Origin of the sequence: Marinomonas polaris DSM 16579, assembly GCF_900129155.1 — a bacterium.
GTDB classification, from domain to species: Bacteria; Pseudomonadota; Gammaproteobacteria; order Pseudomonadales; family Marinomonadaceae; genus Marinomonas; species Marinomonas polaris.
Genome location: NZ_FQVF01000013.1, coordinates 30,271 through 52,970 on the forward strand (window position 1 = coordinate 30,271; position 22,700 = coordinate 52,970).

Genomic DNA, 22,700 nt, shown 5'->3' on the forward strand with positions numbered 1-22,700 from the left:
ATCATTGTGGAATCAATCATTCTATTTTTATTAGTAATCGTCCTGTTGTTTATTGGCTTGCCGGTTGGTATTTCATTGGGCTTATCGTCCATACTGTTTATTGCTTTTTTCTCTCACGACTCATTATCGTCAGTCGCGATTTCTCTGTTTGGGGTTGGTCAGCACTATACGTTGTTGGCTATCCCGTTTTTCATCATTGCCTCGTCTTACATGTCGACGGGTGGCGTAGCGAAGCGTTTAATTAACTTCGCAATTGCCAGTGTTGGTCACTTCCGTGGCGGCTTGGCAATGGCGTCTGTATTGGCTTGTATGATGTTCGCAGCCTTGTCTGGATCTTCTCCAGCAACCGTTGTAGCCATTGGTACTATTGCTATTGCAGGTATGGTTCAAGTAGGTTATTCAAAAGACTTTGCAGCCGGTATCATTGCTAACGCAGGTACGCTGGGTATTTTGATTCCGCCTTCTATCGTTATGGTGGTCTATGCGGCTTCTGTAAACGTCTCAGTTGGCCGTATGTTCTTAGCAGGGGTGATTCCTGGGTTAATTGCTGGCGGTATGCTGATGTTGGCGATTTACGTGGTCGCTCGTATCAAAAACCTTCCTTCTGAAGAATGGAAAGGTTTTGGTAATCTAATTCGTGGTGGTAAAGAAGCAGGCTGGGGATTGTTCCTAGTCGTAATCATCATGGGTGGTATTTATGGTGGTGTATTTACACCAACTGAAGCGGCGGTTGTTGCTGCTGTTTACTCTATGTTTATTGCCTTGTTTGTTTACCGCGACATGGGTCCTTTAAAAGGCCAAACATGGACAAACGATAACGATGCACCACATGCCCGTGTTGGTTTTAACGGTACAGTGTATGGCGTATCTTTCTTCCTTGTGTGGGAGATCATGTCCTTCTTCGCTTTTGCAGACAGTGAAACCGTCACTGGCGGTGATCGTGCATTGTGGGGCGCCATCATCTCGATTGCTATCGCTATTTTCTATGTCTATAAACGTTCAAGCAAACTAGAAGAATCTGTTGGCTCTTGCTTAGCTGCAGGCACACCAATTTGGGGACGCAACCTGTCCATGATGCTACGCGGTTTCTTCCCTTCTTTGTTCGGTGAAGAGTCTCGTAAAGTAATGCTAGAAGGTACTAAAACAACGGTTATGTTGATGTTTATCATCGCCAACGCCTTGTTGTTTGCTCATACCTTATCGGCTGAACGTATCCCTCAAGCAATCACTGAATGGATGCTCGACGTTGGCTTTAACTGGTTCACTTTCCTAATCGCCGTTAACATTTTGTTGTTGATTGGTGGCCAGTTCATGGAACCATCAGGTTTATTGGTTATCGTTGCTCCTATCGTGTTCCCTATTGCAATGGAGCTGGGTGTCGATCCAATTCATCTAGGTATCATTATGGTGGTTAACATGGAAATCGGTATGATCACGCCACCAATTGGTTTAAACCTGTTTGTTACCTCGAGTATAACGGGTATGAGCTTAGCCCGAGTGGTGAAAGCTGCGATGCCGTTCGTATTAGTATTGATGGTGTTCTTAGTGATGGTAACTTACATCCCTGCACTATCTACTGCGCTACCGTACAGCATTATGGGACCAGAAATCGTTCAATAACAATTCCTCTAGTCCTAAGTGTTCTTAGCAACACATGCAAAAAATTTATAAAGTTTAGCGCCCTCCGGGGCGTTTTTTTATACCTACACAAAACGAACGATACGCGACATTTTCGTTTTCTTTTCTCTAAAATCACATCATTGTTTATTTTATGGCTTCACGCAGCAGCGTATTTTTGTTTTGATGGGACCAGACAGTTTCCACTTTCATCAATAAGGATTTTATGATGCTAAAAAAGCGCTGGTTACAAGCCTTAACCCTCGTTCCTTTGCTTGCCGTTAGTCAATTCAGTATAGCTGCAGAACAAGCAGCTGATGGCGTTGCGCCAGAAGATGCGAGTGGTATCGAAAAGAAGAGTCTAGCTCACGCTCAGAAATTCATGGTCGCTACCGCCAATCCAGAAGCCAGTAAAGCCGGTTACGATGTGTTAAAGGCTGGCGGTTCTGCTGTGGATGCCCTGGTTGCGGTACAAATGGTACTTGGCTTAGTTGAGCCTCAATCGTCTGGTTTAGGCGGCGGCGCTTTTGTTGTGTATTACGATGCAGCAAATCAAAAACTCACTACATTTGATGGCCGAGAAACAGCACCTCAAGAAGCCACACCAGAACTTTTCCAAGATGAAAATGGTGAGCCACTGTCCTTCTACGATGCCGTTGTTGGCGGTCGTTCTGTCGGCACGCCTGGCACAGTCAAATTAATGGGCGAATTGCACGACCGCTATGGCACCATGCCTTGGGAAGATTTATTAGCGCCAGCAACTAAGCTCGCGCAAGAAGGCTTTATTGTATCTCCTCGCTTAGCAGATGCGATTAAAGGCAGTGAGGAGCGCTTAGCTCGTTATCCAGAAACCAAAGCCTACTTTTTTAATCTCGATGGCACCCCACTTGAAGCAGGTAGCCGCTTACAAAACGCCCAATATTATGAAACCTTACGCTTCCTCGCCACGTATGGAGCTGATGAATTCTACACAGGACAAATTGCGAAAAAGATTGTCTCTCAGGTACGTGGAGCGCTAGATAACCCAGGAGTTTTATCCGAACAAGATTTTCTCAGCTATCGCGTAAAAGAGCGAGCTCCGGTGTGCTTGCCTTATAAGGAATATGATATTTGTGGCATGGGGCCACCAAGTTCTGGCGCGTTAACGGTCGGCCAAATTCTTGGTATTACCGAACAATTTGATCTAGCGGCTTTAGGTCCAAACTCACCTGAAGCGTGGCAAATCATCGGTGATGCTTCGCGTCTTGCCTTTGCTGATCGCGGTCGTTACATAGCTGATACAGACTTTGTACCTATGCCACAAGGTTTATTGGACAAACCTTATTTAGCCGAGCGTGCAAAACTCATTACTAAAGGCAAAGCCCTTGAAAGCGTTGAAGCAGGTGAACCTGAGTGGCGTCATCCAATTAAACAAGCCGACGACATTGCCATCGAACTGCCTTCCACAAGCCATATTTCTATTGTAGATAAAGACGGCAATGCTGTGTCTGTTACCACCACAATCGAAAATGGTTTTGGCTCGAATTTAATGAGTAATGGCTTTTTACTAAACAATGAACTAACAGACTTTTCATTTAAATCTCACCAAGATGGCTTCCCAATTGCCAATCGCTTAGAACCGGGCAAACGTCCTCGCTCTTCTATGTCACCAACCATAGTGATGAAAGACAACAAGCCTTATTTGGTTGTTGGCTCACCAGGTGGTTCTCGTATAATCGGCTACGTAGCAAAAACACTTATTGCTCATCTTGAATGGGGCATGGACATTCAGGAAGCCATCACGCTGCCAAATATGCTCAACCGCTTTGGCACCTACGACCTTGAAAAAGGCACAGAAGCAGAAACCTACGCTAAGGCTCTAACCGACATGGGATTTAAAGTATCTGTGCAAGATTTAAACTCTGGTGTACAGGGTATTGTCGTAGAGAAAGGCGGCTTACTTGGTGGAGCTGACCCAAGACGAGAAGGTTTGGTCTTAGGCGACTAATATCAAGCCATCTACAAACGTTATAGTAAGGCAAAGGACTGCCATACTAAACGTAACGCCATTAAAGTAAGAACAATATTAAAAATTCGATGAAAGTAACGATCTGGCATACGTTTTAATACTCGAAGACCAACCCAAGTACCAATCGCACCGCTGATAATCATACAAACTAATAAAGGCAACCAAGCTGTTAATGGAAAACCTGCAACCTTAAATACCCCAACCTTCAAAATATGCTGTAACGACATCGCCATAGCAAAGGTTGCAACTGTGCGAAACCGATCCGCATGAATTTGCTTTACAAAGGCTGCTACTAATGGACCTGTTGCGCCAGCAAAAAGCGTAATGAACGTAGTGATAGCACCAGCAAATGCTGTTCCCCAATTACCCAATACCATCTTAGGAAGCTTCGGCCCCCAACATAAATATAAGATAAATAAAGCAATCGTCAGATACATAATGGCTGGCGGCAGAGAAACTAAGACAAAACTACCAATGAAAGCACCCAGCATCGCTCCGGGTAAAAACGTACTAATAAGTTTCCAATCAATATGTCGCCAACTCATCGCTGCGCGTCCAGCATTTGAACCAAGCTGCGCCACACCATGCAGCGGAATTATTAGTTGTGGCGGTAATACTTGTGCCATGACACCAAGCAACATAACACCACCTCCAGCGCCAAAGCTGGCGGTAAAAAAAGACGTTAGTCCAGACACAATAACAAGAAGGGTAAATACATGCGGAGAAACTTGGTCAAAAAGCTGTGCAGATAAGGCCATATAATCGACAGGGGGATCAAAGGAATGAAGTCGAAAGAATAGCAAAATGGGCTGCAGAAATCTCTGCTCGCCCATTCTTGTTCGTTATATAGAAGATACAAAAGTACTAATTATTGTTTGTAAATGTCCTTATCCAAATCATATTTACGCATCTTGTCGTAAAGCGTTTTACGCGGCAAACCAAGCGCATCCATGGTGTCTTTAATAGAGCCTTTCTGACGCAGCAGCTCTTGTTCTAATAAAGTTTTTTCAAAGCGCTCTAACTGCTCAGGGAGCGTCATCACACCGGGATTATTTTCATTGATAATGATCTGATCAAACTCAAACGAACCTGCTTCCCCCATCAGCACATAACGCTCAGCAAGATTACGTAACTCACGCACGTTCCCCGGCCAATCGTAACTCAACAAGCTGTGCATTCGCGCCGCCGACAGTGGCTCAGACTCTCGCTTATATTGTGCAATCGCCACTAAACAAAAATGCTGCCACAGTAGAGAAATATCATCTTTTCGCTCTCGTAATGGTGGAATATCTACTCGCACCACGTTGAGTCGATAATACAAATCTTCGCGGAATGTGCCACCTTCACTCAGTTGCTTCAGGTCAACCTTGGTCGCGGCCAGAATACGCAAATCCAGATCAATCGCCGTATTGGAACCCAAACGCTCTAAGCGACGCTCTTCCAACACCCGCAACAAGCGAATTTGCATCGACATCGGCATGCTTTCAATTTCATCAAGGAAGAGCGTTCCACCGTTAGCATGCTCAAGCTTACCGATACGTTGTGTTTTGGCATCGGTAAAAGCGCCTTTTTCATGACCAAATAATTCAGACTCCATAATAGAATCAGGCACTGCGCCGCAGTTAATCGCCACAAAAGTGTGACCTCGACGAGAGCTATGCTCGTGAATGTAACGCGCCACCAGCTCTTTACCTGTGCCTGTCTCCCCTTGAATAAGAATATCCGCGCCGGTATCTGCTACATGCAACAACGCCTGACGCAAACGATGAATACCTGGCGTGTTGCCGATAATCCGCGGACCTGGCGCATTTTGCGCAGCCAATTCCAGACGTAAGTTGCGGTTCTCTAAGGTTAAATGACGTTTTTCAGAGGCACGACGCACCACTTCTAGAAAGTCTTCATTGGAAAACGGCTTTTCAATAAAATCGTAAGCACCGTCGCGAATAGCGCTCACCGCCATGCTAATATCGCCGTGGCCAGTAATTAGAATAAAAGGGATTTCCGCATCAATCTTTTTAACTTCGTCAAACAGCTCTAAACCACTTTTGCCAGGCAAATTGATATCGCTTACAATCACGCCAGACCAATCCAGAGACAACTTTTCAATCACGCCTTGAGCCGATGCGAACTCTATAACATCAAAATCTTCAAGCTGTAATGTCTGAGAAATTGCCATACGAACCGCTTGCTCGTCGTCAATTAATATTACTTGCTTGCTGTCCGGCATTAGATTTCCTCTTTAGGATCTATAGATTCTTTAGACTCTCTAGAAAGAGACTGGAATTGAGATAAGTGGTGGTTAAAGCAAGGTAGCCTAACACAAAATTCGGCACCGCCAGAATCTCGATTTTGTGCGCTAATTTGTCCACCCATTGCCTCGACGATACGCTGGCTAATCGACAAGCCTAGTCCTAATCCCAATCCTGAGGATTTGGAAGTAAAGAATGGTTCAAAAAGATGCCGAATAGCGTCATCACTTAAGCCATTCCCCGAGTCTTGAACACAAATCATCACTTGATTTCCTGTGGATATTTGCTCAATGTGAACTCGCCGTGGGTTATTCGGTGTTTCTAAAATTGCATCTGCAGCGTTGGCTAATAAATTCACCAACACTTGCTCCAAAAAGACCATGTCACCATTCACAATAAAGCCTTGATCTTCCGTTACTACCAGCTCAATACCTACTTCTTTATAGCGTGGACTCATAATTTTCAGAGCCCCCATAATGGCAGTCTGTACGGCAATAGGGCCTTGATGAACGTCACCTTTACGAGCAAATACTTTAAAGCGAGCGATAATATCGCCCATGTGATGACCCAGCTGACTAATATGCTGCAAGTTAGCATGGGCTTGTTCGTACTGGCCGCGATCCAGAAACTTCAATCCATTCCCTGCGAAAGCTCGAATCGCAGTCAAAGGCTGGTTCAACTCATGATTCAAACCCGCACTTAATTGTCCTAATACCGCAAGCTTAGCTGTTTGTATCAGCTCTCGTTGCGTGCCTTTATGCTCTTCAATTTCATGGCGAAGACGAGTATTGGCACCTTGTAGTTCAAACGTTCGTTCTTTCACCCGTTCCTCAAGCTCGATACGCGCTTGAGTGATATCTTGCTCGTAACGTTTACGCTCGGTCATGTCATGAAAAGTCACCAAATAACTTAGGCGATTCGGCAATTGCATCTTACATAACGTCATTTCCACCGGAACTGTTTGATCGGAATAACATAAGCGTCCTTCTCGCGTCAGCACTTTAATGCCTAAATCATTAGCAGCTTCCAGAAAATCATTATGAGAAGACAGAGCTAACGCATCTTGCTCGTCGGGTTGAAATAAGACGCCAAGTGGCTGTCCAACTAGAGGAGATAACGGCTGACCAAGCAGCTTTTCAACCGCCGGATTAAAAGATTCTATTTTGTGATGCTCATCCAAGGTTACCAAACCCGCTTGTGTATTTTGAATCACTTCACGAATGTACGCTTGGTTGTGGCGCGTCATTTCATTAGCATCAGAACGCTCTCGTAACATGCGCCGACGCAACATAGCCAAACCCAATAACAACGCTGTAATAGTCACGCCACCCGCAAAAATGGTACGCCACAAAGAGATTTCTTCATTGATGATTTTTAAAGGCGCAAGGATAGAAATTTGAAAGCCTAATAGGCGAATCGGGCGACTCATCCTTAAAAACGACAGCCGCTCTAATTCTTCGGTGCCATCTATAACAGTATTTTCTAACACATCAACAATTTGCGATTTTTCATCAAAAGGCTTTTGATAAACAATTGCCAGCTTTTCAATGGATTTACCATAATAACGCTGTGAATCAGCAATACGCTGCAACTCAGTATGAGACAACTCGCCCAATACCCGATACAACCAGTTAGCACGCGAGCTGCTAAACACAATGCCATCCGGATCGAGTAACAAAAATTCATAATGCTGATTGGCAAAACGTTTTTCGAATTGAGTCAAATCCACTTTTACAACGGCAATACCAATAATCGAATCGCCTTCATAGACAGGATAAGAGAAGTAATAACCGCGGCGATTCGATGTCGTACCAAGCGCATAATAGCGACCCGGTTTTCCTTGAATCGCGTCTTTAAAATAAGGTCGAAATGCGAAGTTACGACCGACAAAACTAGTGACTTCCCGATAGTTAGACGAGGCTATCGTTAGTCCATCTGTGTTTAAAATATAACTGTCTGAGGCTTCGGTGATGCGGTTAATTTGCTCAAGTTCACGATTAAGCTGATTAATATCCGAGTCGAAACCGTCTCGCAGGGCTTTTCTTACTCGGTCATTAGACGCCAATAACGTCGGCATATGTTGGTACTTGGCAATCGCGCTTTCCAACACACTGGCAAGTTGGTTTAACTGCTCAAAAGAATCAATACGCAACGCTTTGATCTGTTGATTACGCAGGGCTTCACCGCCTTTCCAAATCAACAAAACCACCACAAAAAAGGCACCAAGATACAGCCAAATTAACTGTTTAGATGAAAAAAGCCATCTTATGCTAAAGCCGTATTTTTCTTTCAATGCACTCACCTAAAATACCTTGTTATTATTATCTCGACATTTATTTCAACTCAAAAAGCGCTACCTTGAGTAAAATTATTAAGCCCTAGCATGAGCAAAGGGCAACACCTCAGCAATATGCGATTTATGACACATTAACATCAACAAGCGATCCACTCCTAACGCAACGCCGGCACAATCTGGCAAGCCGTTTTCTAGTGCTGTGATTAATCGCTCATCAAACTGTCGATTCGCCAAGCGCATTTCCTTGCGTGTTTCTTTATCTTCAGCAAATCGTCTTGCTTGTTCCTTAGCATCAGTGAGTTCATGGTAGCCATTCGCTAGCTCCATGCCTTGCCAGTAAAGCTCAAATCGTGCGGCTACTAACAGCCCTTTTTCATCAAGATGAGTCTTGGCAAGTGCGGCCTGAGAAGCCGGATAACTATGAATAAAACAAGGGACGTATTTACCAATAGCTGGTTCTACCACGCTCGAGAAAAGTAACTCAAGCAAGGTATCGCGATCATCTTCCTGCAAACCGTATTCTGTGTGTTCGTGAGCACACTCTTGTAACTGGAACAATGTCGCGGTGAAAGGATCAAGTCCGGTATGACGTAAAAACGCCATTTGATAACTGAGTCGTTCGCAAGTCAGCGCCTCTTCATTCAATAGTGCCGACAACAACTGTTGGATCTCATCCATTAATTGCCAATGATCAAAACCTACTCGATACCATTCCAACATAGTAAATTCGATACTATGTCGGCGGCCAATTTCCTCGGCTCGGAACACTTTTCCCAACTGATAGATAGAACCAGAGCCTGCGCATAATAAACGCTTCATGGCGAACTCTGGGGAAGTTTGAAGATAGTAAGTAAGGTCTTCACCTTGGGAACGCGTTTGGCTGGTTAATACTTCAATATGTGGATCTGTAATACTACCCAAAGACAGACATTGAGTATCCACCTCCATCACCTCACGCGCATCGAAAAAAGCGCGAATAGCTTTTAGTAACTGCGCACGCTTTTGCAAAATCGAGAGATCAGCACTGGGTTGCCATAAAGAAGCGTTGTACATAGAAAAACACTCTAAAAATAAAGTGCATCATAACAAATACAGACTTATATATTCACTTTACTCAGCAATATTTTAATGCCCGCAACGCCAAACATCAGCGCGAAGGCAGCATCAAAGCCGCGTTTCATTTTAAAATAGCTTTGGCGAATTCTTGGGTTCGAAAACAACACAGCGTAGCCCAAATTTATGCAGGCACTTTGAATCATTAATAAGACAATCACAAACAACAAACCTTGTGTGGAAACCGAACTCGGCATCCCCATGGCGAATAACGATCCTAGAAACAAAATCGCTTTAGGATTGGTTAAGTGGATGGCTAAACCACGAAAATAAGCAGTGCGCAAAGACGTTTGTTTAGTCTCTAACGTGGCCAACATTTTGCTCGCATCCAATTTATTAGTCATCGCTGAACGGCAAGATTTATAAGCTAAGAATAATAAATAGACCGCACCAACATAACGTAAGCTTTCGAATAGCCAGACATTCGCATACAGCACAGCACCTAAACCAAAGGCAGCCGAACAAGACCAAAATAGCGAGCCTGTGAGTATGCCTGATGCTAACGCCAAACCTTGCACTCGCCCCTGATTCATTGACGTAGATGCAATCGCCAATGTCGCAGGCCCAGGACTCGCCATAGCGACAAAAGCACCAATTAATATCAGGACATAGTGGATTTCTTGCATGAATCACCTCTCAGTCTTTTAAAGAAACTCAATTTCGGCAATGCCATTTGCCCGACAAACAGACCTAATAAAATCAGCACAGCAGCGATTATCTGATTCGTTTCTATTGGCTCATTGTAAAACCAATAACCACCAAAAATACCAAACACAGGTACCAGTAACGTCATTGGCGCGACACTGGATACTGAGTATTTCATTATCATCTTATTCCAAAACCAGTACCCTAATAGTGTCGTCGGGTAAGCTTGGAACAAAGCGGAAAACAGTGTCCATTGGGTAAATTGATTCGGCAACTCAGTGACGACTTGCGTTCCTTCAAAAATAACCGCTAGTAACAACAAAGGCAAAGGTGCAAACAACATTCCCCAGATATTAAAAGCAAAAATAGCTTTGGTATTCGCGCGTTTTACAATCAAGCCATTAACGCTCCAAAACACCGACGCCATTAATACCAGCACTAAACCTTTTCCAGTCACCGAACCACCTTCGGAGTAGATGATCAAAGCAAGTCCAAGTAAAGCCAATCCAGCGCCCAGCAACTTATTGCGAGTAATGGTTTCGTTTAAACATAACCAACCCACCAGCAAACTACTGACAATACTCATATCCAATAATAAAGATGCCATTCCCGCAGAGACACCAGCGCCAATAGATAAGGTCGTTAATCCCCAAACGCCAACACCAAAAGATAAACCATAAGCGATCAAATAACGCCACGGCACATCTGGCTTCTTAATAAAAAAGATCAAAGGAAACACCGCAAAACTAAATCGCAACGCGGTGAGTACTAAAGGATGAACGCTATTCACGCCAAGCTTGATCACACTGAAGTTCAATCCCCATAACGCCATCAAAGCAAACAGCAACCCAAAGTCTCGTAGTTTCATTATTCGTTCCTAGTAAATAAAATCTGTTGTAAACAATAACGAAGGCGCTCAATTACACGCGGTGTTTCTATTCGAAACTACCGCCTACCTCACAGAAACACCGCGTGTAACTGAACATAGCTAAGCATTTCCTTCAGAAAGAAGTATCACTAGAAAACCAAAAAGAACACAGATTCAATTTTTGATAAAAATAAGAGTACAATTCAAAGAAAGGAAATACTTTGGGGGAATGTTATGGCGCTTTACGAAACACTTGCTCAGCATTTTATTGACGACATACAAGCGCAAAGACTCCCAGCCGGAAGTCGCTTGCCAGCGCTACGAACCATGGCGAAACAGCATCAAGTCAGCATGACTACTGCGACTAAAGCCTACGATTACCTTCAACAAACAGGTTGGATTTATGCACAGCCACAGTCTGGGTACTTCGTTGCCAATCAACTGGAAAGCACCTCCTTTCCAAGTCTTAACATCAAAAGTATTGAACAACGGGATCCAAAACGCTTTGCGCCGTTAAATGGCTATAACCCTGCCTCGGCGCTTTTTAGCCCGCTTGGCACCTCGATGATTTCGCCAGAATTACAACCTAGCGTCGCACTGCAACGCAGCATTAAACGTGTCACCCAAAGAGCGGGAAAGCATCTCTTTCAATACCCAGAAACACAAGGCGACAAAGGCCTGAGAAGCGCCCTTGCGGAACATTTCCGCCATGACAATCTGGCCTTTTCAGCAGCCGACTTTGTGATCACCAATGGCTGTATTGATGCGGTAAGACTGGCGATAGAAAGCGTTAGCAAAGCGGGTGACACCATTGCCATTAGTTCCCCTTGTTTTAGTGGCTTGCTCGATTTACTAAGTGCCCTATCTCGCAAAGTGATTGAAATCCCTATTAGTGAGAAAGGCTTAGATTTAGACCATCTAGAAACCTTGATGCAACAAGGTTTGATAAAAGCCTCTCTGTTTAGCACATCGAACATGAATCCAACTGGAATGACGCTGCCCGTTGAACAAAAACAAGCTCTAGCAACACTTGCCGCGCAATACAAAACACCGATGATAGAAGACGACGTCTATTTCGAATTAAGCCACCAGAAACAACAAACGCTGCCAGCAAAATATTGGGATAAAGAGGGATATGTGATTTGGTGCGGATCTTTTTCAAAAACCTTAGCCGCTGGACTGCGACTTGGTTGGTGTGTTCCGGGTCGATATTTAACGTCTTATATCAATCAACATTCCTTAACCAGCTTTGGTGTGAATGGACTTATACAGTCTTGTATGGCGGAGTTTATCAACACCGGCGAATATCGCTCTCATGTGAATAAAATACGTACGGTTTTGAATCAACACATACACAGTTATCAACAATTTTTAATCAAATACTTGCCCACCAATGCAAAAATCAGTGCCCCACAAGGCGGAATCGTACTTTGGGTACAGATCCCCAGTTTAAATGCTGTACAGCTTGAAAAAGAAGCTAATAAACAGGGCATCGACATACGCAGCGGCGCTTGTTTCAGTACCCATGACTTTTATCACGATTGCTTCCGTATAAACTGCGGTTGGCCGCTCGAAAACACTGGGGATAAACACAGTACTTATCAACAATTGATAAGCTTATGCGACATAATCAACAGTCTGATGAGAGCAGAGACTTAACAAAATTGGAGCGATTGCACATTTACTTCTTTAATCTTAACCTTTAGATCAACAAAAATGCTCTAGACTCTATTTCAGGATAAATAGAAATTCATGCACAAAAGGATTCATCTCTATGTCTTACCATTCCGTAAAACTGATAAAACGTCCTGAATTAGAAATCACCGAAGATATTTTCAATATTGTTACTCAAGACATTCCAACGCCAGCAGAAGGCGAAGTATTGGTAAAACTCTCTCATCTTTCTTTAGATCCAGCCATGCGCGGTTGGATGAGCGCGGATGAAAACAGCTACATTCCCCCCGTAAAATTAGGTGACACCATGCGCGCCAGTGGCATAGGTGAAGTCGTTAAATCCAACAATGAAAGATTCCCAGTTGGCGCTCGTGTTATGGGGCTTATGGGTCTAACTGAATATGCGATCAGTGATGGTAATGGCTTAAACGTCATTCCAAAAGAGCTTCCTGCTGAAGCGATTCTCTCTGTTATTGCCTTACCCGGCATTACCGCGTACCACGGTGTCTTTGAGGTACTTAAACCCGAAGCTGGCCAGACGCTTATCGTCACCGCGGCAGCAGGTTCAGTTGGCTCTCTTGTCGGTCAAATGGCCAAGAACCTTGGCTTAACGGTTGTTGGCGTGGCGGGCTCTGATGAAAAATGCCAATGGTTAACCAAAGAACTTGGCTTTGATCATGCGATTAATTACAAAGATGCAGACTTTGTCGAACAATTGACGCAAGCGACGCCAAACGGCATCGATCTTTTCTTTGAAAATACGGGTGGTTTGGCACAAGGTCCTATCTTTGAACGCATAAATCCTCATGGTCGCATTGCTGTGTGTGGCCTAATCGCTGACTATCAAAAAGCCGAACCAGCACCAGGGCCAAGTTGGGTTGGCATCATCAAACGCCGCCTATCGATCCAAGGCTTCACCATGCCAGATCATTTCCATCGTATCCCTGAATACGGCCAAGCACTGGGATCTATGTTAGGCAAAGGAGAATTGAAATATCGTACCCACGTTATTGAAGGAATCGAAAACGCAACTAGTGGCATTAACCTGTTATTTGACGGTAAAAATACCGGCAAGCTGATTGTTAAGCTATAAGCTCTCCAGAGATAAGATACAGTAGAAAAGTAAAAGGGAATGGTCGAATGACCATTCCCTTTTTAATTAAAATAGATTTAATAAGCTTAATGGCGAGTTATAAATCAAATTGTGACGGAAGCATCACCACATCCCGAATCGTCACATGACGAGGACGCGTTAACATAAAGATCAAGGCTTCTGACACATCGCTGGCTTCCATCAAGCTGCCTTTTGACTTGGCTTCTGCGAGTTTTTCCGCAGGCCAATCAGATAATAAAGAAGTAATAACTGGGCCGGGAGATACCGAGCCAACGCGAATCCCATGCTTGCTGACTTGTCTACGTACCGTTTGCACAAAACAATTCATCGCCCATTTTGATGAGGCATAAACCGGTTCCCAAGGTGTCGGAAAATGACCCGCTAAGGAACTGGTTATTAAAATATCGCCCACACCTCGTTCAATCATATGCGGCAAAACATCACGCACGTTCTTGATGACAACGTTAATATTCAGATTTAGCATTCGGTCTATGGCGTCGTTATCGGCATCAACTAAATCACCACCAACATACAAGCCGGCATTGGCGTGAAAAATATCGATCACTTTGGCTTTTTCTAAAATCCGCGGAACCATCGCCGAGCAAGCGGCAGGATCCAACAAATCGACTGCAAGGGTGATGACTGCATCGCCATGTTTGTCTTGCAAGGCTTGTAATGCTGTCTCATCACGATCCACGATCACGACCCGAGCACCTTCAGCTATCATGCCTTCGACACTAGCAAGACCTATTCCTGATGCGCCACCAGTCACAACGGCGACTTTTCCCATTAATGCTTTAGACATGTTTTATCCTGTTTCTTGTTATTTATAGAGATAACAACACGCTACCATTCTATAGACTGCAAACTCTGCTACTTTTTTGCCTATAACTGATCCAAATTAGCCTTTAAGCCGTCGTAATACACAGTGACAGAGAATCCAATAAAATTAGTAGAGATTCTCAATAACAAGAGAGTTTCAGCCAAATATTGGCATCAAAATCGTAGATCATTTCGATAGTTCAATTTTTTTGATCATTAACCTCAAAATACTCCGTTACACTATTCTGTTTTTTTTATATATAGTGCCTACATATTAAGTAACACCAACCCAACACTAAGGTAATTCAAAATGACAACATCGTTAATCCAAAAAATCACTAACACAACTTCTGGTATCGCTAGCACAATTTTGCGTATTCCAGTGGGTCTAATCCTAATGGCACATGGCGCGCAAAAATTGTTTGGTGCGTTTGGCGGTTACGGTCTTGAAGGCACTGGTCAGTGGATGGCATCTATTGGTCTAGAACCTGGTTATCTGATGGCTCTTTTAGCAGGTAGTGCAGAATTCTTTGGTGGCTTGGCACTTGTTATCGGTTTGCTTGTTCGTCCAGCTTCTGCAGTTATTGCTTTCACTATGCTAATGGCAATCTTCTCTGTGCATATTTCAAACGGTTTGTTCATGGCAAACAACGGCTATGAATACGCACTAACACTTTTGATTGTTGCCGTTTCTTTAGTATTCAGCGGCGCGGGCTCTTTCTCCGTTGATAAAGCGATTTCTGCTAAAAACTAGCCTAATAATACATTACTTTAAAAGCTTCGATGGTCCGCTATCGAAGCTTTTTCATATACACGCTATCTAAAAACAGCAAAATCGATTCAGGAACAATGTCTTACCTTTATGGTAAAAAAACATCGATGTAATAAAAAATAATAATCAAAAACATAAATAGTTTATTTTATAAACAATACTTCTCTTTAATAGTTTCATGAGGTATGTTTTAGAAAGGTCGAACTAAAAATAATAAACAAAGTGCCTAAAATCGATCTACACTTACGGAAATACAGTCGCCATCTTGTTGATAGAGAACTGATTCATCTTTAAGGAAAATACTGGCACCTAGTTGTTTGACAACGCGGAGGCCATCATGATTGAAAGCTTTTTGAATCAACTTTTACCGAAGATTTATAGTTGCGTACAGCACCCAAATCGATGGATAAGTATTCTTGATGAGCTACGTGAAAAGTTAGAAGTGGAAAGCATTGCTGCTCAAATACACGAACTATCGGACAACTCTAATCCATCTGAAATTTGGCTGATGCGCGACTCCCAGTCGACTATAAATGCAGACTTGCACGATAAATGGGTTAATAATTCTGATAATCCCCGTCTAGATTATGATTTTAGCGAATACACAGCCATAATCCGCGATGAAGAGCTCTTCTCTGACTCCTGCCCACGATATATTGATTTCCAAGAGCGGCTCGCGAAGGCAGGGTTAGGATTGGCGATTTCCCTAGAAATGAAAATTTCTCCTAATCGCTATCTCAACTTAATTGCTCACCGTAAACACGGTGATTTGCGCCTCTTTGACCACAACTGCGAATCATTACTTCAGCAACTTGCGCCTCATATACAACAAACCATTCTTTTGTATGATCAATTTCAGGCGCTATCGAGCAGCAATACTATTATTAAACAAATCGCAGATAAATTAACCACAGGGATCATGCTAATAAATCAGTATGGCAAAGTTAGCTGGTTTAATAGCAGTGCAGCTTCCATAATATCGGAATCAGATTACCTAGAATTGATAGATAACGAATTGCGCTTTGAACACAAGGCAGACAGAAATATTTTCATACAGCTATTGCGCCAAACACAATCGCCTACAGGAATAACATCTCACCCTCTTGCTAGAATTGGGGAGCATCAAACTAGTCAAATACAGTTGCTACTTACCCCTATTTTGTCTTCTATATCAGTCGGCCTGATACAATCCAAACAGCCTCTCACTTTTGCCCTATTTTTATCCAATAGCCATAATGAAGTGATACTTTCAGAGCAGAATATTGGTCGCTTATTCAGCCTTACACCTGCAGAAGTAAAACTAGCGAGCGCTTTAGCAAATGGTTTTTCGTTGACGGAATACGCTATAGAAAAAGGCATAACCGTTGGCACCGCACGAATCCAACTAAAAAGTATTTTTTCAAAAATGGGAGTCACCCGCCAACCAGAACTAGTAAAAATACTGTGGTCTTCAATACTTCCCCATGTAAGCCAACTAGAAAATACGCCTTTCTCACAAAAAATAAGCTAATGATAGTTTGGTCTATCCTATTTGGGATATGACAAGCTGAAGCGAACCGAGCATTATTTGTTTTATAGACAAACAATTGTCTAGTTAAACTTTAATCAAAATGAGAGAGACAGACATGCAAACAAAAATAAAAAACATGCAATGTTTTATGGGCGCAAGCTTACTATCTTCAATCGTTCTACTCCCAATAGCTGCACACGCCGCATCAGAAGTAGACCCAATAGTTGCGGGAATTGGTCCAGTATCTGAAGTTCCTATTGCCATCCAAAACTTACGCTGGTCAATGCTCGATGGCGATGTTAATACACTAACATTTCGCTCGATGGATACTTTATTCACCACACGCCAAGTTGGTCATTCAGGAAACGTCACCCCATTTGTCCACAATGATAAGCCATTAGATTTTACCTACGAGTATGAAGGTAACAACTATACGCCAGAGCAATTCTTAGACAGAACCTATACCAATGCGATGATCATTATTAAAGACGACAAAGTCGTCTATGAAAACTATCGCAACAACAGCAACCAAGATACGCACTTCATGGCTTGGTCAATGACCAAATCTATGGTATCTATCTTGGTTGGTGTTGCCCTTGAAGAAGGTCGTATTAAATCATTAGACGACGATATCACCACTTACCTACCTGAATTATCTGAAGGTGCCTATAAAGGCGTGACTATTCGTCAAATTCTTGCCATGAAATCCGGTGTCGATTACGAAGAGCGTTATGACTTTGCCAATCCAGGTATAGCAGCTAAGAACCATATTTTGGCTTTAGTTAAAAATGTAGCGCGCTTTGTTGAGCCAGCAAAAACCATCAAGCGCCTTCATAAACCAGGTACTTTCTTAGCCTATAAAACCATCGATACGGCAGTGTTAGGCTTGTTGCTTGAACGTGTCAGCGATGGCGGTAATGTGGCCTCTTACATGCAGCAACATTTATGGGAGCCAATAGGTGCTGAATCAAATGGCTTCTTCATCATGGATGGACAGCCAGGTGTTGGACGAGAATTCACTGGCGCAGGCTTCAATGCAACCGTTCGTGATTTTGCTCGTGTGGGTCAAATGATGCTGCATAACGGCAAGATCAACGGCAAACAAATTGTTTCACCAGAATGGGTTAAAATATCAACAGCCCCGGTAGATAAAGAAGACCCTAAATTAGGTGGATACGGCTACCAATGGTGGACCATGCCAAATACAAATGCTTATTCAGCAATCGGCTTACAAGGTCAGTTCATTTACGTGAACCAAGATGAAAATACTGTCATTGTCAAAACGAGCTATTTCCCTCAAGACCAAATGGATGCAGCAGAAGTTGAAACACTAAACTTCTTTGATAAAGCAGCTAAATGGAAACCTGCTAATTAAACTGCATTTTTGATAGGCCTCCCTTTTATTAAGAAGTTATGATGAGAAACACTTCCTCATAGCTTCTTAATTTTTTAATTCGTCTTCCTGCTAAACACCTTAGAAAATCTAAAGGTTCAAATACAATCTCAGCATGTCTTGATGTTGAATACCCTGTTCAAAAATGGGTTCTAAGTAATGATCCAAAAAGTAATCTTTGGCAACAGAATCAACACGAAAACCTGCACGTTGATAATAGGTCAACTGATAACCAAAACAGCCTGTTCCTAACTCGACTCGCTTGAAGTTATGTTCTTTAAGCTCTAACAAGACAAAATCAAGTAACGCAGAACCAATTCCCTTACCTTGATGTGAAGACCAAACAGACATATTTAAAATCTCTGCACAGTCATCCGTAAGAGACTTCACCACGCAAGCACCAACAATATCTTCGCCCTCAACAGCTGCAAAACATAATGAGTTCTGTAAAGAGGAACATACTTTTGATTCTGAAGGATCAGCCTCTAATAAAAGCGATATTGGAATCACGTCAGAATGAATTTCAATATACTTCACCGTATTCTCTCAATTTTAAGTACTAAACACGAGATATCACAAACTCCGCTAACCAGACTTATATCGATACTTACAAAACAGCGCTCTCTTTCATTATAGAACAACAATTTATGCTATTTACAATATGCATATACATATAAATTTTCCGTTTGAAAGGTTTGAGAAAACGTATTCCAAGGTAAAAAATCATAAAAACCTATGCAAATAACAATTTTGATCAGGACAATAATAAAAATAAAGCAAAATTGGTCAGTACAATTTTTTTAAATTGTACTGTTTACTTTTCGTATTGATCTGCTATCTTGTCTAGATAGCTAGGGTCAGAATGCTATACTTAATCAACTTAATTTAGACTCTAGGTAAAATGATGAGCGGCGTTACAAAAAGACTGTACATAAAAGTTGCAAACGAAATTATTGAGCAAATCAAAAATAAACAATACGAAATTGGAGACTGCATTCCACCTGAGCGAAAATTAGCAGAACAACTTGGCGTTAGTAGAACGGTTGTCAGAGAAGCGATGGTGTATCTGGAAATGCTAGGGATTGCAGATATTCGTAAGGGTTCAGGAGTATTTGTTATTCGTAGTACCCCGAAAATGGGGATTGGAGTCGCACCAGAAGTGACTCCCTTTGAAATACTTGAAGCCCGTTTATTGATTGAGCCAGAGTTAGCAGGCAGAGCAGCAGAAAACAATACTCCAGAGTTGATTGCTGAATTATCACAGTGCATTCAAATGATGGAATCTTCGATGCATTTTTCCGAAGAATCCTTGAGACAGCAGACATCCGTTGATGCGGACCGGAAGTTTCATAAGACAATCAGCGGCGCCTGTAACAACCCGCTTTTAATTAAATTTTATACAGAATTAAGCTCATTACATATGGAAGGCGATATGTGGATGAGGATGGATGAATTAGCGAATGAGCCAGCGGCCAGAGGACAGTGGGTCAATGATCATAAGGCTATTTTTAATCAAATTAAAAAAGGAAATTCAGAAAAAGCGCGTGAAGTAATGTATCAACACATTAGTAACGTCATCAACGAAATCGCAACGTAGAAATATTTAATCCTAAAAAAAACAAAAAAGGTAAAAATATGAATATCAAAGCAAAAATACTAGCCCCTTTCTTAATTGCCGCTATTCCCATGGCAGCTATGGCCAATGACTACACATTAAAAGTGTCGATGTCTGTTGGCGAAAAAGATCCTATGTTTGCAGGGGCTCAGTATTTAAAGACAAATGTTGAAAAACGTACCGATGGGCACTTAAAGGTCGAAATATTCCCAAGTGGTCAACTTGGCTCTGTTGAAGGGGTTCAAGAAATGGCGATGTTTGGACAAAATGTTGCAGCTATTACAGATAGCGGTCGTTTAAGTGTTTTTTCAAAGGAAATTGGCGTTATCGGAGTGGCTTATGCTGCTAAAGATTACGATGAAATGAAAAAAATTGTTGAAACCGATTTGTTCAAGTCTTGGGAGAAGAAACTAGAAAAAGAAGGTCTGCACGTATTGTCCTTCAACTGGTTCCAAGGAAGTCGTAGTTTCATGACAAATAAACCTGTCAATAAACCTGAAGATCTAAACGGCATGTTGATTCGTACTCCAGGTTCTGCTGTTTGGTCTGAATCTATTAGTGCATTAGGAGCTACACCAACTGCTTTACCTTGGGCCGAAACATATCCAGCTATGCAACAAGGAGTTGTTGATGGCTTTGAAGCCCAATTACCCGCGACTATTGCCGCAAGTTTGCAAGAAACAATTAAGTATGTTGCCGAAACAGAACACTTTCAGTTAATGACTGCATTAGTTGCAGGTGAAGAATGGTTTAGCTCTTTGCCAAAAGAATATCAAAAAATTCTACTTGAAGAATCCTCCAAAGCTGGAGCCTATGCTTCTGACATAACAAATAAAAATATCGCTGACTATAAGCGAACTATGGAAGAAGACTATAACGTCAAATTTATTCCTGTAGATAAAACACCTTTTATAGCTCGTGCCAAAACTGTATTTAAAAAGTTAGGGTATGAAAAAGAATATAAAGAACTTCAAGACGCATTGAAGTAAATTTATCTGGCTATAAAGAAGGTTAGGGTCAATGAAGTATTTAGCTATAATTCACCTTAAAATGATGAAATGGGAAGGTAACTTAGCGTACCTATCTCTATTTTTAATTGTCTTCCTAGTCTTCTTTGCGGCACTTCTACGCTTAGTAGGAGTGCCTCAAGCTTGGATGGGAGATTTGAGTAAAATATTATTCGCTTGGGTTATTTTTCTGGGCAGTGACGTAGCAATGAACGTAGGACGTCACATTGGCGTAGAGTTTTTTGAAGAGCGACTACCCATATTATGGCGTAAACGAATAGCGCAACTCTGGTCAATTCTTATTGTGGCATTCTTGTCATTCATTACTTATTACGGTTGGTTTTTAACTCAAAAAAGTAGAAGAGAGTTTGATTCTATTATGGTAAGTGATTTTTCACTAGCAATTGGGTTTTCTACATTTTTAATTTTTTGTGTTGCATTTGATTATTTTAAAAGCGACCAAAAAAACAAGAAAATCTATCTAGCAATTATTTCTGGCATTATTCTTATAACCGCCTATTTATTGATTACTATAGATTTTAGCCATACAGCAGAAAATATTAGCTACTCTTACCTTATCGCATCTGTCCCAATCGGATGCATATTAATGATTCGAACAACGTTTATTTTATTTATTAAAAACTGGAGCTTGAAAAATGTTTGAATCTATAATTTTTTCAATCTCTCCTATGACAATTTTAGTAATAAGTTTTACTGTATTCCTTGTACTAAGAATGCCACTAGCCTTTGCAATAGGTATTTCAAGTGTGCTGTTTTTTTTAGCAGATGGAAGCTCATCTTTTATAATACCTATACAAAAAATGGTAGTCGCCTCTCAAAACCCTGCATTGCTTGCTGTTCCATTTTTTGTCTTTGCTGGTAATCTAATGAATGCTGCAGGCATTACTCAACGGCTTATCGTATTTTGCTCAACTATTACTGCACACTTAGCCGGTGGCTTAGGTCACGTCACAGTGCTACTAAGCGCCATCATGGGTGGTGTGAGTGGATCTGCGGTTGCTGATGTGGGAATGCAATCTAAGATTCTTGGTCCTTCTATGCTCAAGGCCAATTATTCAAAAGGTTTTGCAGCTGCATCGATTGGCTTGAGTGGTCTTATTACTGCAACTATTCCTCCTAGTATTGGCTTGATCCTATATGGTTATGTGGGAGGAGTATCTATAGGTCGTCTATTTTTAGCTGGAATCATTCCGGGTATACTGATGACGATATTTTTAATGTATACCGTCAGTATCATTGCAAAAAAACGTGGATACGCTGCAAGCCAGAAAAAAGCAGCGCCGGCTAAAAAAATTATTTCAACTTTCCTTCAGTGTTTTTGGGCTATTCTGTTTCCAGTCTTATTAATTGTAACAATAAGATTCGGTATATTTACGCCTTCAGAAGCGGGATCTTTCGCTGTTTTTTATGCCATGTTTATCGGTCTTTTTGTTTATAAAGAGTTAACTTGGAATAAAATTGTCGAAGTACTAAAACAAACGGTGATAGATAACGCAGTTATCATGCTGATTATTTCTTTTTCAAGTATTTTTGGCTTCATCATTGTTGATAACCAAGTACCGCAAACATTATCACAAGGTATTTTAGGAATATCTACAGAAAAGTATTTCCTACTAATTAGCATTCTCCTTTTCTTGGCTCTTATAGGTATGTTTATGGAAGCAACTGTTAATGTTTTGCTTCTTACTCCAATATTTTTGCCAATAGTTCAAAGTGTTGGAGTGGACCCTGTTCATTTTGGTATTTTGATGATGACAATTGTGACTCTTGGAGGAATGACACCTCCTGTTGGAGTAGCTATGTTTACAGCATGTTCAATATTAGATTGTCCTACCAAAGATTATATAAAAGAGTCTGTTCCATTTCTGATCGCGATTTTTATTTTATTAGCTCTACTAACCATTTTCCCAGATCTCGTTTTATTTCTCCCTAATGCTGTTTATGACTAAAAGGTTATTTCACTCTTTGATGCTGAT

19 protein-coding genes are annotated in these 22,700 nt (G+C 41.8%); 11 read left to right on the forward strand and 8 right to left on the reverse strand.

Annotation, left to right across the window (positions count from 1 at the left end; all coding sequences use genetic code 11):
* The first annotated feature begins 6 nt into the window (after positions 1 to 6).
* Both BUA59_RS14285 and ggt read left to right on the forward strand, forming a co-directional pair.
* Positions 7 to 1,620 (forward strand): TRAP transporter large permease, encoded by a 1,614-nt coding sequence (locus BUA59_RS14285; RefSeq protein ID WP_072840368.1) that lies wholly within the window; start codon positions 7 to 9, stop codon positions 1,618 to 1,620.
* Positions 1,621 to 1,846: 226 nt separating this feature from the next.
* Complete coding sequence (gene ggt, locus BUA59_RS14290) at positions 1,847 to 3,604, forward strand: gamma-glutamyltransferase (protein ID WP_245813156.1); 1,758 nt, start codon at positions 1,847 to 1,849, stop codon at positions 3,602 to 3,604.
* Between the two features lie 20 nt (positions 3,605 to 3,624).
* Here the strand turns inward: ggt and BUA59_RS14295 are convergent, their stop codons facing one another.
* The 6 genes from BUA59_RS14295 to BUA59_RS14320 all read right to left on the reverse strand — a co-directional run bounded on the left by BUA59_RS14295 (position 3,625) and on the right by BUA59_RS14320 (position 10,796).
* Positions 3,625 to 4,458, reverse strand: a complete 834-nt coding sequence (locus tag BUA59_RS14295; protein ID WP_245813157.1) for a sulfite exporter TauE/SafE family protein — start codon at positions 4,456 to 4,458, stop codon at positions 3,625 to 3,627.
* A gap of 35 nt (positions 4,459 to 4,493) precedes the next feature.
* A complete protein-coding gene (locus BUA59_RS14300; RefSeq protein ID WP_072840370.1) occupies positions 4,494 to 5,852 on the reverse strand; it encodes a sigma-54-dependent transcriptional regulator in 1,359 nt (452 codons plus the stop codon).
* Positions 5,852 to 8,176, reverse strand: coding sequence for an ATP-binding protein (locus tag BUA59_RS14305; RefSeq protein WP_072840371.1), 2,325 nt, complete (start codon positions 8,174 to 8,176; stop codon positions 5,852 to 5,854). Before BUA59_RS14305 ends, BUA59_RS14300 begins: the two co-directional genes overlap by 1 nt.
* Positions 8,177 to 8,245: 69 nt before the next feature.
* Positions 8,246 to 9,223 carry an EF-P lysine aminoacylase EpmA gene (gene epmA, locus BUA59_RS14310; RefSeq protein ID WP_072840372.1) on the reverse strand — a complete coding sequence of 326 codons (978 nt, stop codon included), beginning with the start codon at positions 9,221 to 9,223 and terminating at the stop codon, positions 8,246 to 8,248.
* A gap of 44 nt (positions 9,224 to 9,267) precedes the next feature.
* The gene (locus tag BUA59_RS14315; protein WP_072840373.1) at positions 9,268 to 9,909 is read right to left on the reverse strand and encodes a LysE family translocator; all 642 of its coding nucleotides are present in this window, start codon (positions 9,907 to 9,909) and stop codon (positions 9,268 to 9,270) included.
* Positions 9,885 to 10,796: an EamA family transporter gene (locus tag BUA59_RS14320; protein WP_072840374.1), complete on the reverse strand. Its 912-nt coding sequence runs from the start codon at positions 10,794 to 10,796 to the stop codon at positions 9,885 to 9,887. Before BUA59_RS14320 ends, BUA59_RS14315 begins: the two co-directional genes overlap by 25 nt.
* 234 nt (positions 10,797 to 11,030) lie before the next feature.
* On the opposite strand from BUA59_RS14320, the gene BUA59_RS14325 reads away from it, so the two are divergent.
* Both BUA59_RS14325 and BUA59_RS14330 read left to right on the forward strand, forming a co-directional pair.
* Complete coding sequence (locus BUA59_RS14325; protein WP_072840375.1) at positions 11,031 to 12,455, forward strand: aminotransferase-like domain-containing protein; 1,425 nt, start codon at positions 11,031 to 11,033, stop codon at positions 12,453 to 12,455.
* 115 nt (positions 12,456 to 12,570) lie between these two features.
* The gene (locus tag BUA59_RS14330) at positions 12,571 to 13,563 is read left to right on the forward strand and encodes an NADP-dependent oxidoreductase (RefSeq protein WP_072840376.1); all 993 of its coding nucleotides are present in this window, start codon (positions 12,571 to 12,573) and stop codon (positions 13,561 to 13,563) included.
* A 97-nt stretch (positions 13,564 to 13,660) separates the two neighbouring features.
* Here the strand turns inward: BUA59_RS14330 and BUA59_RS14335 are convergent, their stop codons facing one another.
* Positions 13,661 to 14,389, reverse strand: a complete 729-nt coding sequence (locus BUA59_RS14335) for an SDR family oxidoreductase (RefSeq protein ID WP_072840377.1) — start codon at positions 14,387 to 14,389, stop codon at positions 13,661 to 13,663.
* A 327-nt stretch (positions 14,390 to 14,716) separates the two neighbouring features.
* Here BUA59_RS14335 and BUA59_RS14340 point away from each other — a divergent pair, with 327 nt between their 5' ends.
* The 3 genes from BUA59_RS14340 to BUA59_RS14350 all read left to right on the forward strand — a co-directional run bounded on the left by BUA59_RS14340 (position 14,717) and on the right by BUA59_RS14350 (position 18,063).
* Complete coding sequence (locus BUA59_RS14340) at positions 14,717 to 15,160, forward strand: DoxX family protein (protein ID WP_072840378.1); 444 nt, start codon at positions 14,717 to 14,719, stop codon at positions 15,158 to 15,160.
* A 355-nt stretch (positions 15,161 to 15,515) separates the two neighbouring features.
* On the forward strand, positions 15,516 to 16,688 hold the full coding sequence (locus tag BUA59_RS14345; protein WP_072840379.1) for a helix-turn-helix transcriptional regulator: 1,173 nt from the start codon (positions 15,516 to 15,518) through the stop codon (positions 16,686 to 16,688).
* Between the two features lie 115 nt (positions 16,689 to 16,803).
* The gene (locus BUA59_RS14350) at positions 16,804 to 18,063 is read left to right on the forward strand and encodes a serine hydrolase domain-containing protein (RefSeq protein ID WP_245813158.1); all 1,260 of its coding nucleotides are present in this window, start codon (positions 16,804 to 16,806) and stop codon (positions 18,061 to 18,063) included.
* Between the two features lie 108 nt (positions 18,064 to 18,171).
* Here BUA59_RS14350 and BUA59_RS14355 read toward each other — a convergent pair whose 3' ends face one another.
* Positions 18,172 to 18,618, reverse strand: a complete 447-nt coding sequence (locus BUA59_RS14355) for a GNAT family N-acetyltransferase (protein WP_072840381.1) — start codon at positions 18,616 to 18,618, stop codon at positions 18,172 to 18,174.
* Positions 18,619 to 18,985: 367 nt separating this feature from the next.
* Between BUA59_RS14355 and BUA59_RS14360 the strand changes: the two genes are divergently transcribed.
* The 4 genes from BUA59_RS14360 to BUA59_RS14375 are packed head-to-tail and all read left to right on the forward strand — an operon-like array spanning position 18,986 to position 22,673.
* Positions 18,986 to 19,678, forward strand: a complete 693-nt coding sequence (locus BUA59_RS14360) for a FadR/GntR family transcriptional regulator (protein WP_072840382.1) — start codon at positions 18,986 to 18,988, stop codon at positions 19,676 to 19,678.
* Between the two features lie 38 nt (positions 19,679 to 19,716).
* Positions 19,717 to 20,685, forward strand: a complete 969-nt coding sequence (locus BUA59_RS14365; RefSeq protein WP_072840383.1) for a C4-dicarboxylate TRAP transporter substrate-binding protein — start codon at positions 19,717 to 19,719, stop codon at positions 20,683 to 20,685.
* Positions 20,686 to 20,716: 31 nt separating this feature from the next.
* Positions 20,717 to 21,367, forward strand: a complete 651-nt coding sequence (locus tag BUA59_RS14370; RefSeq protein ID WP_072840384.1) for a TRAP transporter small permease — start codon at positions 20,717 to 20,719, stop codon at positions 21,365 to 21,367.
* Entirely contained in the window at positions 21,360 to 22,673 is a 1,314-nt protein-coding gene (locus BUA59_RS14375; RefSeq protein WP_217653741.1) for a TRAP transporter large permease, read from the forward strand. The genes BUA59_RS14370 and BUA59_RS14375 overlap by 8 nt, the downstream gene beginning before the upstream one ends.
* Positions 22,674 to 22,700: the final 27 nt, after the last annotated feature.

What these genes read in the sequence shown, in the direction of transcription:
- ggt (WP_245813156.1), top strand. Translation starts at nt 1,847, where the DNA reads ATGCTAAAAAAGCGCTGGTTACAAGCCTTAACCCTCGTTCCTTTGCTT.
- BUA59_RS14295 (WP_245813157.1), bottom strand. Translation starts at nt 4,458, where the DNA reads ATGGGCGAGCAGAGATTTCTGCAGCCCATTTTGCTATTCTTTCGACTT.
- BUA59_RS14300 (WP_072840370.1), bottom strand. Translation starts at nt 5,852, where the DNA reads ATGCCGGACAGCAAGCAAGTAATATTAATTGACGACGAGCAAGCGGTT.
- epmA (WP_072840372.1), bottom strand. Translation starts at nt 9,223, where the DNA reads ATGTACAACGCTTCTTTATGGCAACCCAGTGCTGATCTCTCGATTTTG.
- BUA59_RS14315 (WP_072840373.1), bottom strand. Translation starts at nt 9,909, where the DNA reads ATGCAAGAAATCCACTATGTCCTGATATTAATTGGTGCTTTTGTCGCT.
- BUA59_RS14320 (WP_072840374.1), bottom strand. Translation starts at nt 10,796, where the DNA reads ATGAAACTACGAGACTTTGGGTTGCTGTTTGCTTTGATGGCGTTATGG.
- BUA59_RS14325 (WP_072840375.1), top strand. Translation starts at nt 11,031, where the DNA reads ATGGCGCTTTACGAAACACTTGCTCAGCATTTTATTGACGACATACAA.
- BUA59_RS14330 (WP_072840376.1), top strand. Translation starts at nt 12,571, where the DNA reads ATGTCTTACCATTCCGTAAAACTGATAAAACGTCCTGAATTAGAAATC.
- BUA59_RS14335 (WP_072840377.1), bottom strand. Translation starts at nt 14,389, where the DNA reads ATGTCTAAAGCATTAATGGGAAAAGTCGCCGTTGTGACTGGTGGCGCA.
- BUA59_RS14340 (WP_072840378.1), top strand. Translation starts at nt 14,717, where the DNA reads ATGACAACATCGTTAATCCAAAAAATCACTAACACAACTTCTGGTATC.
- BUA59_RS14345 (WP_072840379.1), top strand. Translation starts at nt 15,516, where the DNA reads ATGATTGAAAGCTTTTTGAATCAACTTTTACCGAAGATTTATAGTTGC.
- BUA59_RS14350 (WP_245813158.1), top strand. Translation starts at nt 16,804, where the DNA reads ATGCAAACAAAAATAAAAAACATGCAATGTTTTATGGGCGCAAGCTTA.
- BUA59_RS14360 (WP_072840382.1), top strand. Translation starts at nt 18,986, where the DNA reads ATGAGCGGCGTTACAAAAAGACTGTACATAAAAGTTGCAAACGAAATT.
- BUA59_RS14365 (WP_072840383.1), top strand. Translation starts at nt 19,717, where the DNA reads ATGAATATCAAAGCAAAAATACTAGCCCCTTTCTTAATTGCCGCTATT.
- BUA59_RS14370 (WP_072840384.1), top strand. Translation starts at nt 20,717, where the DNA reads ATGAAGTATTTAGCTATAATTCACCTTAAAATGATGAAATGGGAAGGT.
- BUA59_RS14375 (WP_217653741.1), top strand. Translation starts at nt 21,360, where the DNA reads ATGTTTGAATCTATAATTTTTTCAATCTCTCCTATGACAATTTTAGTA.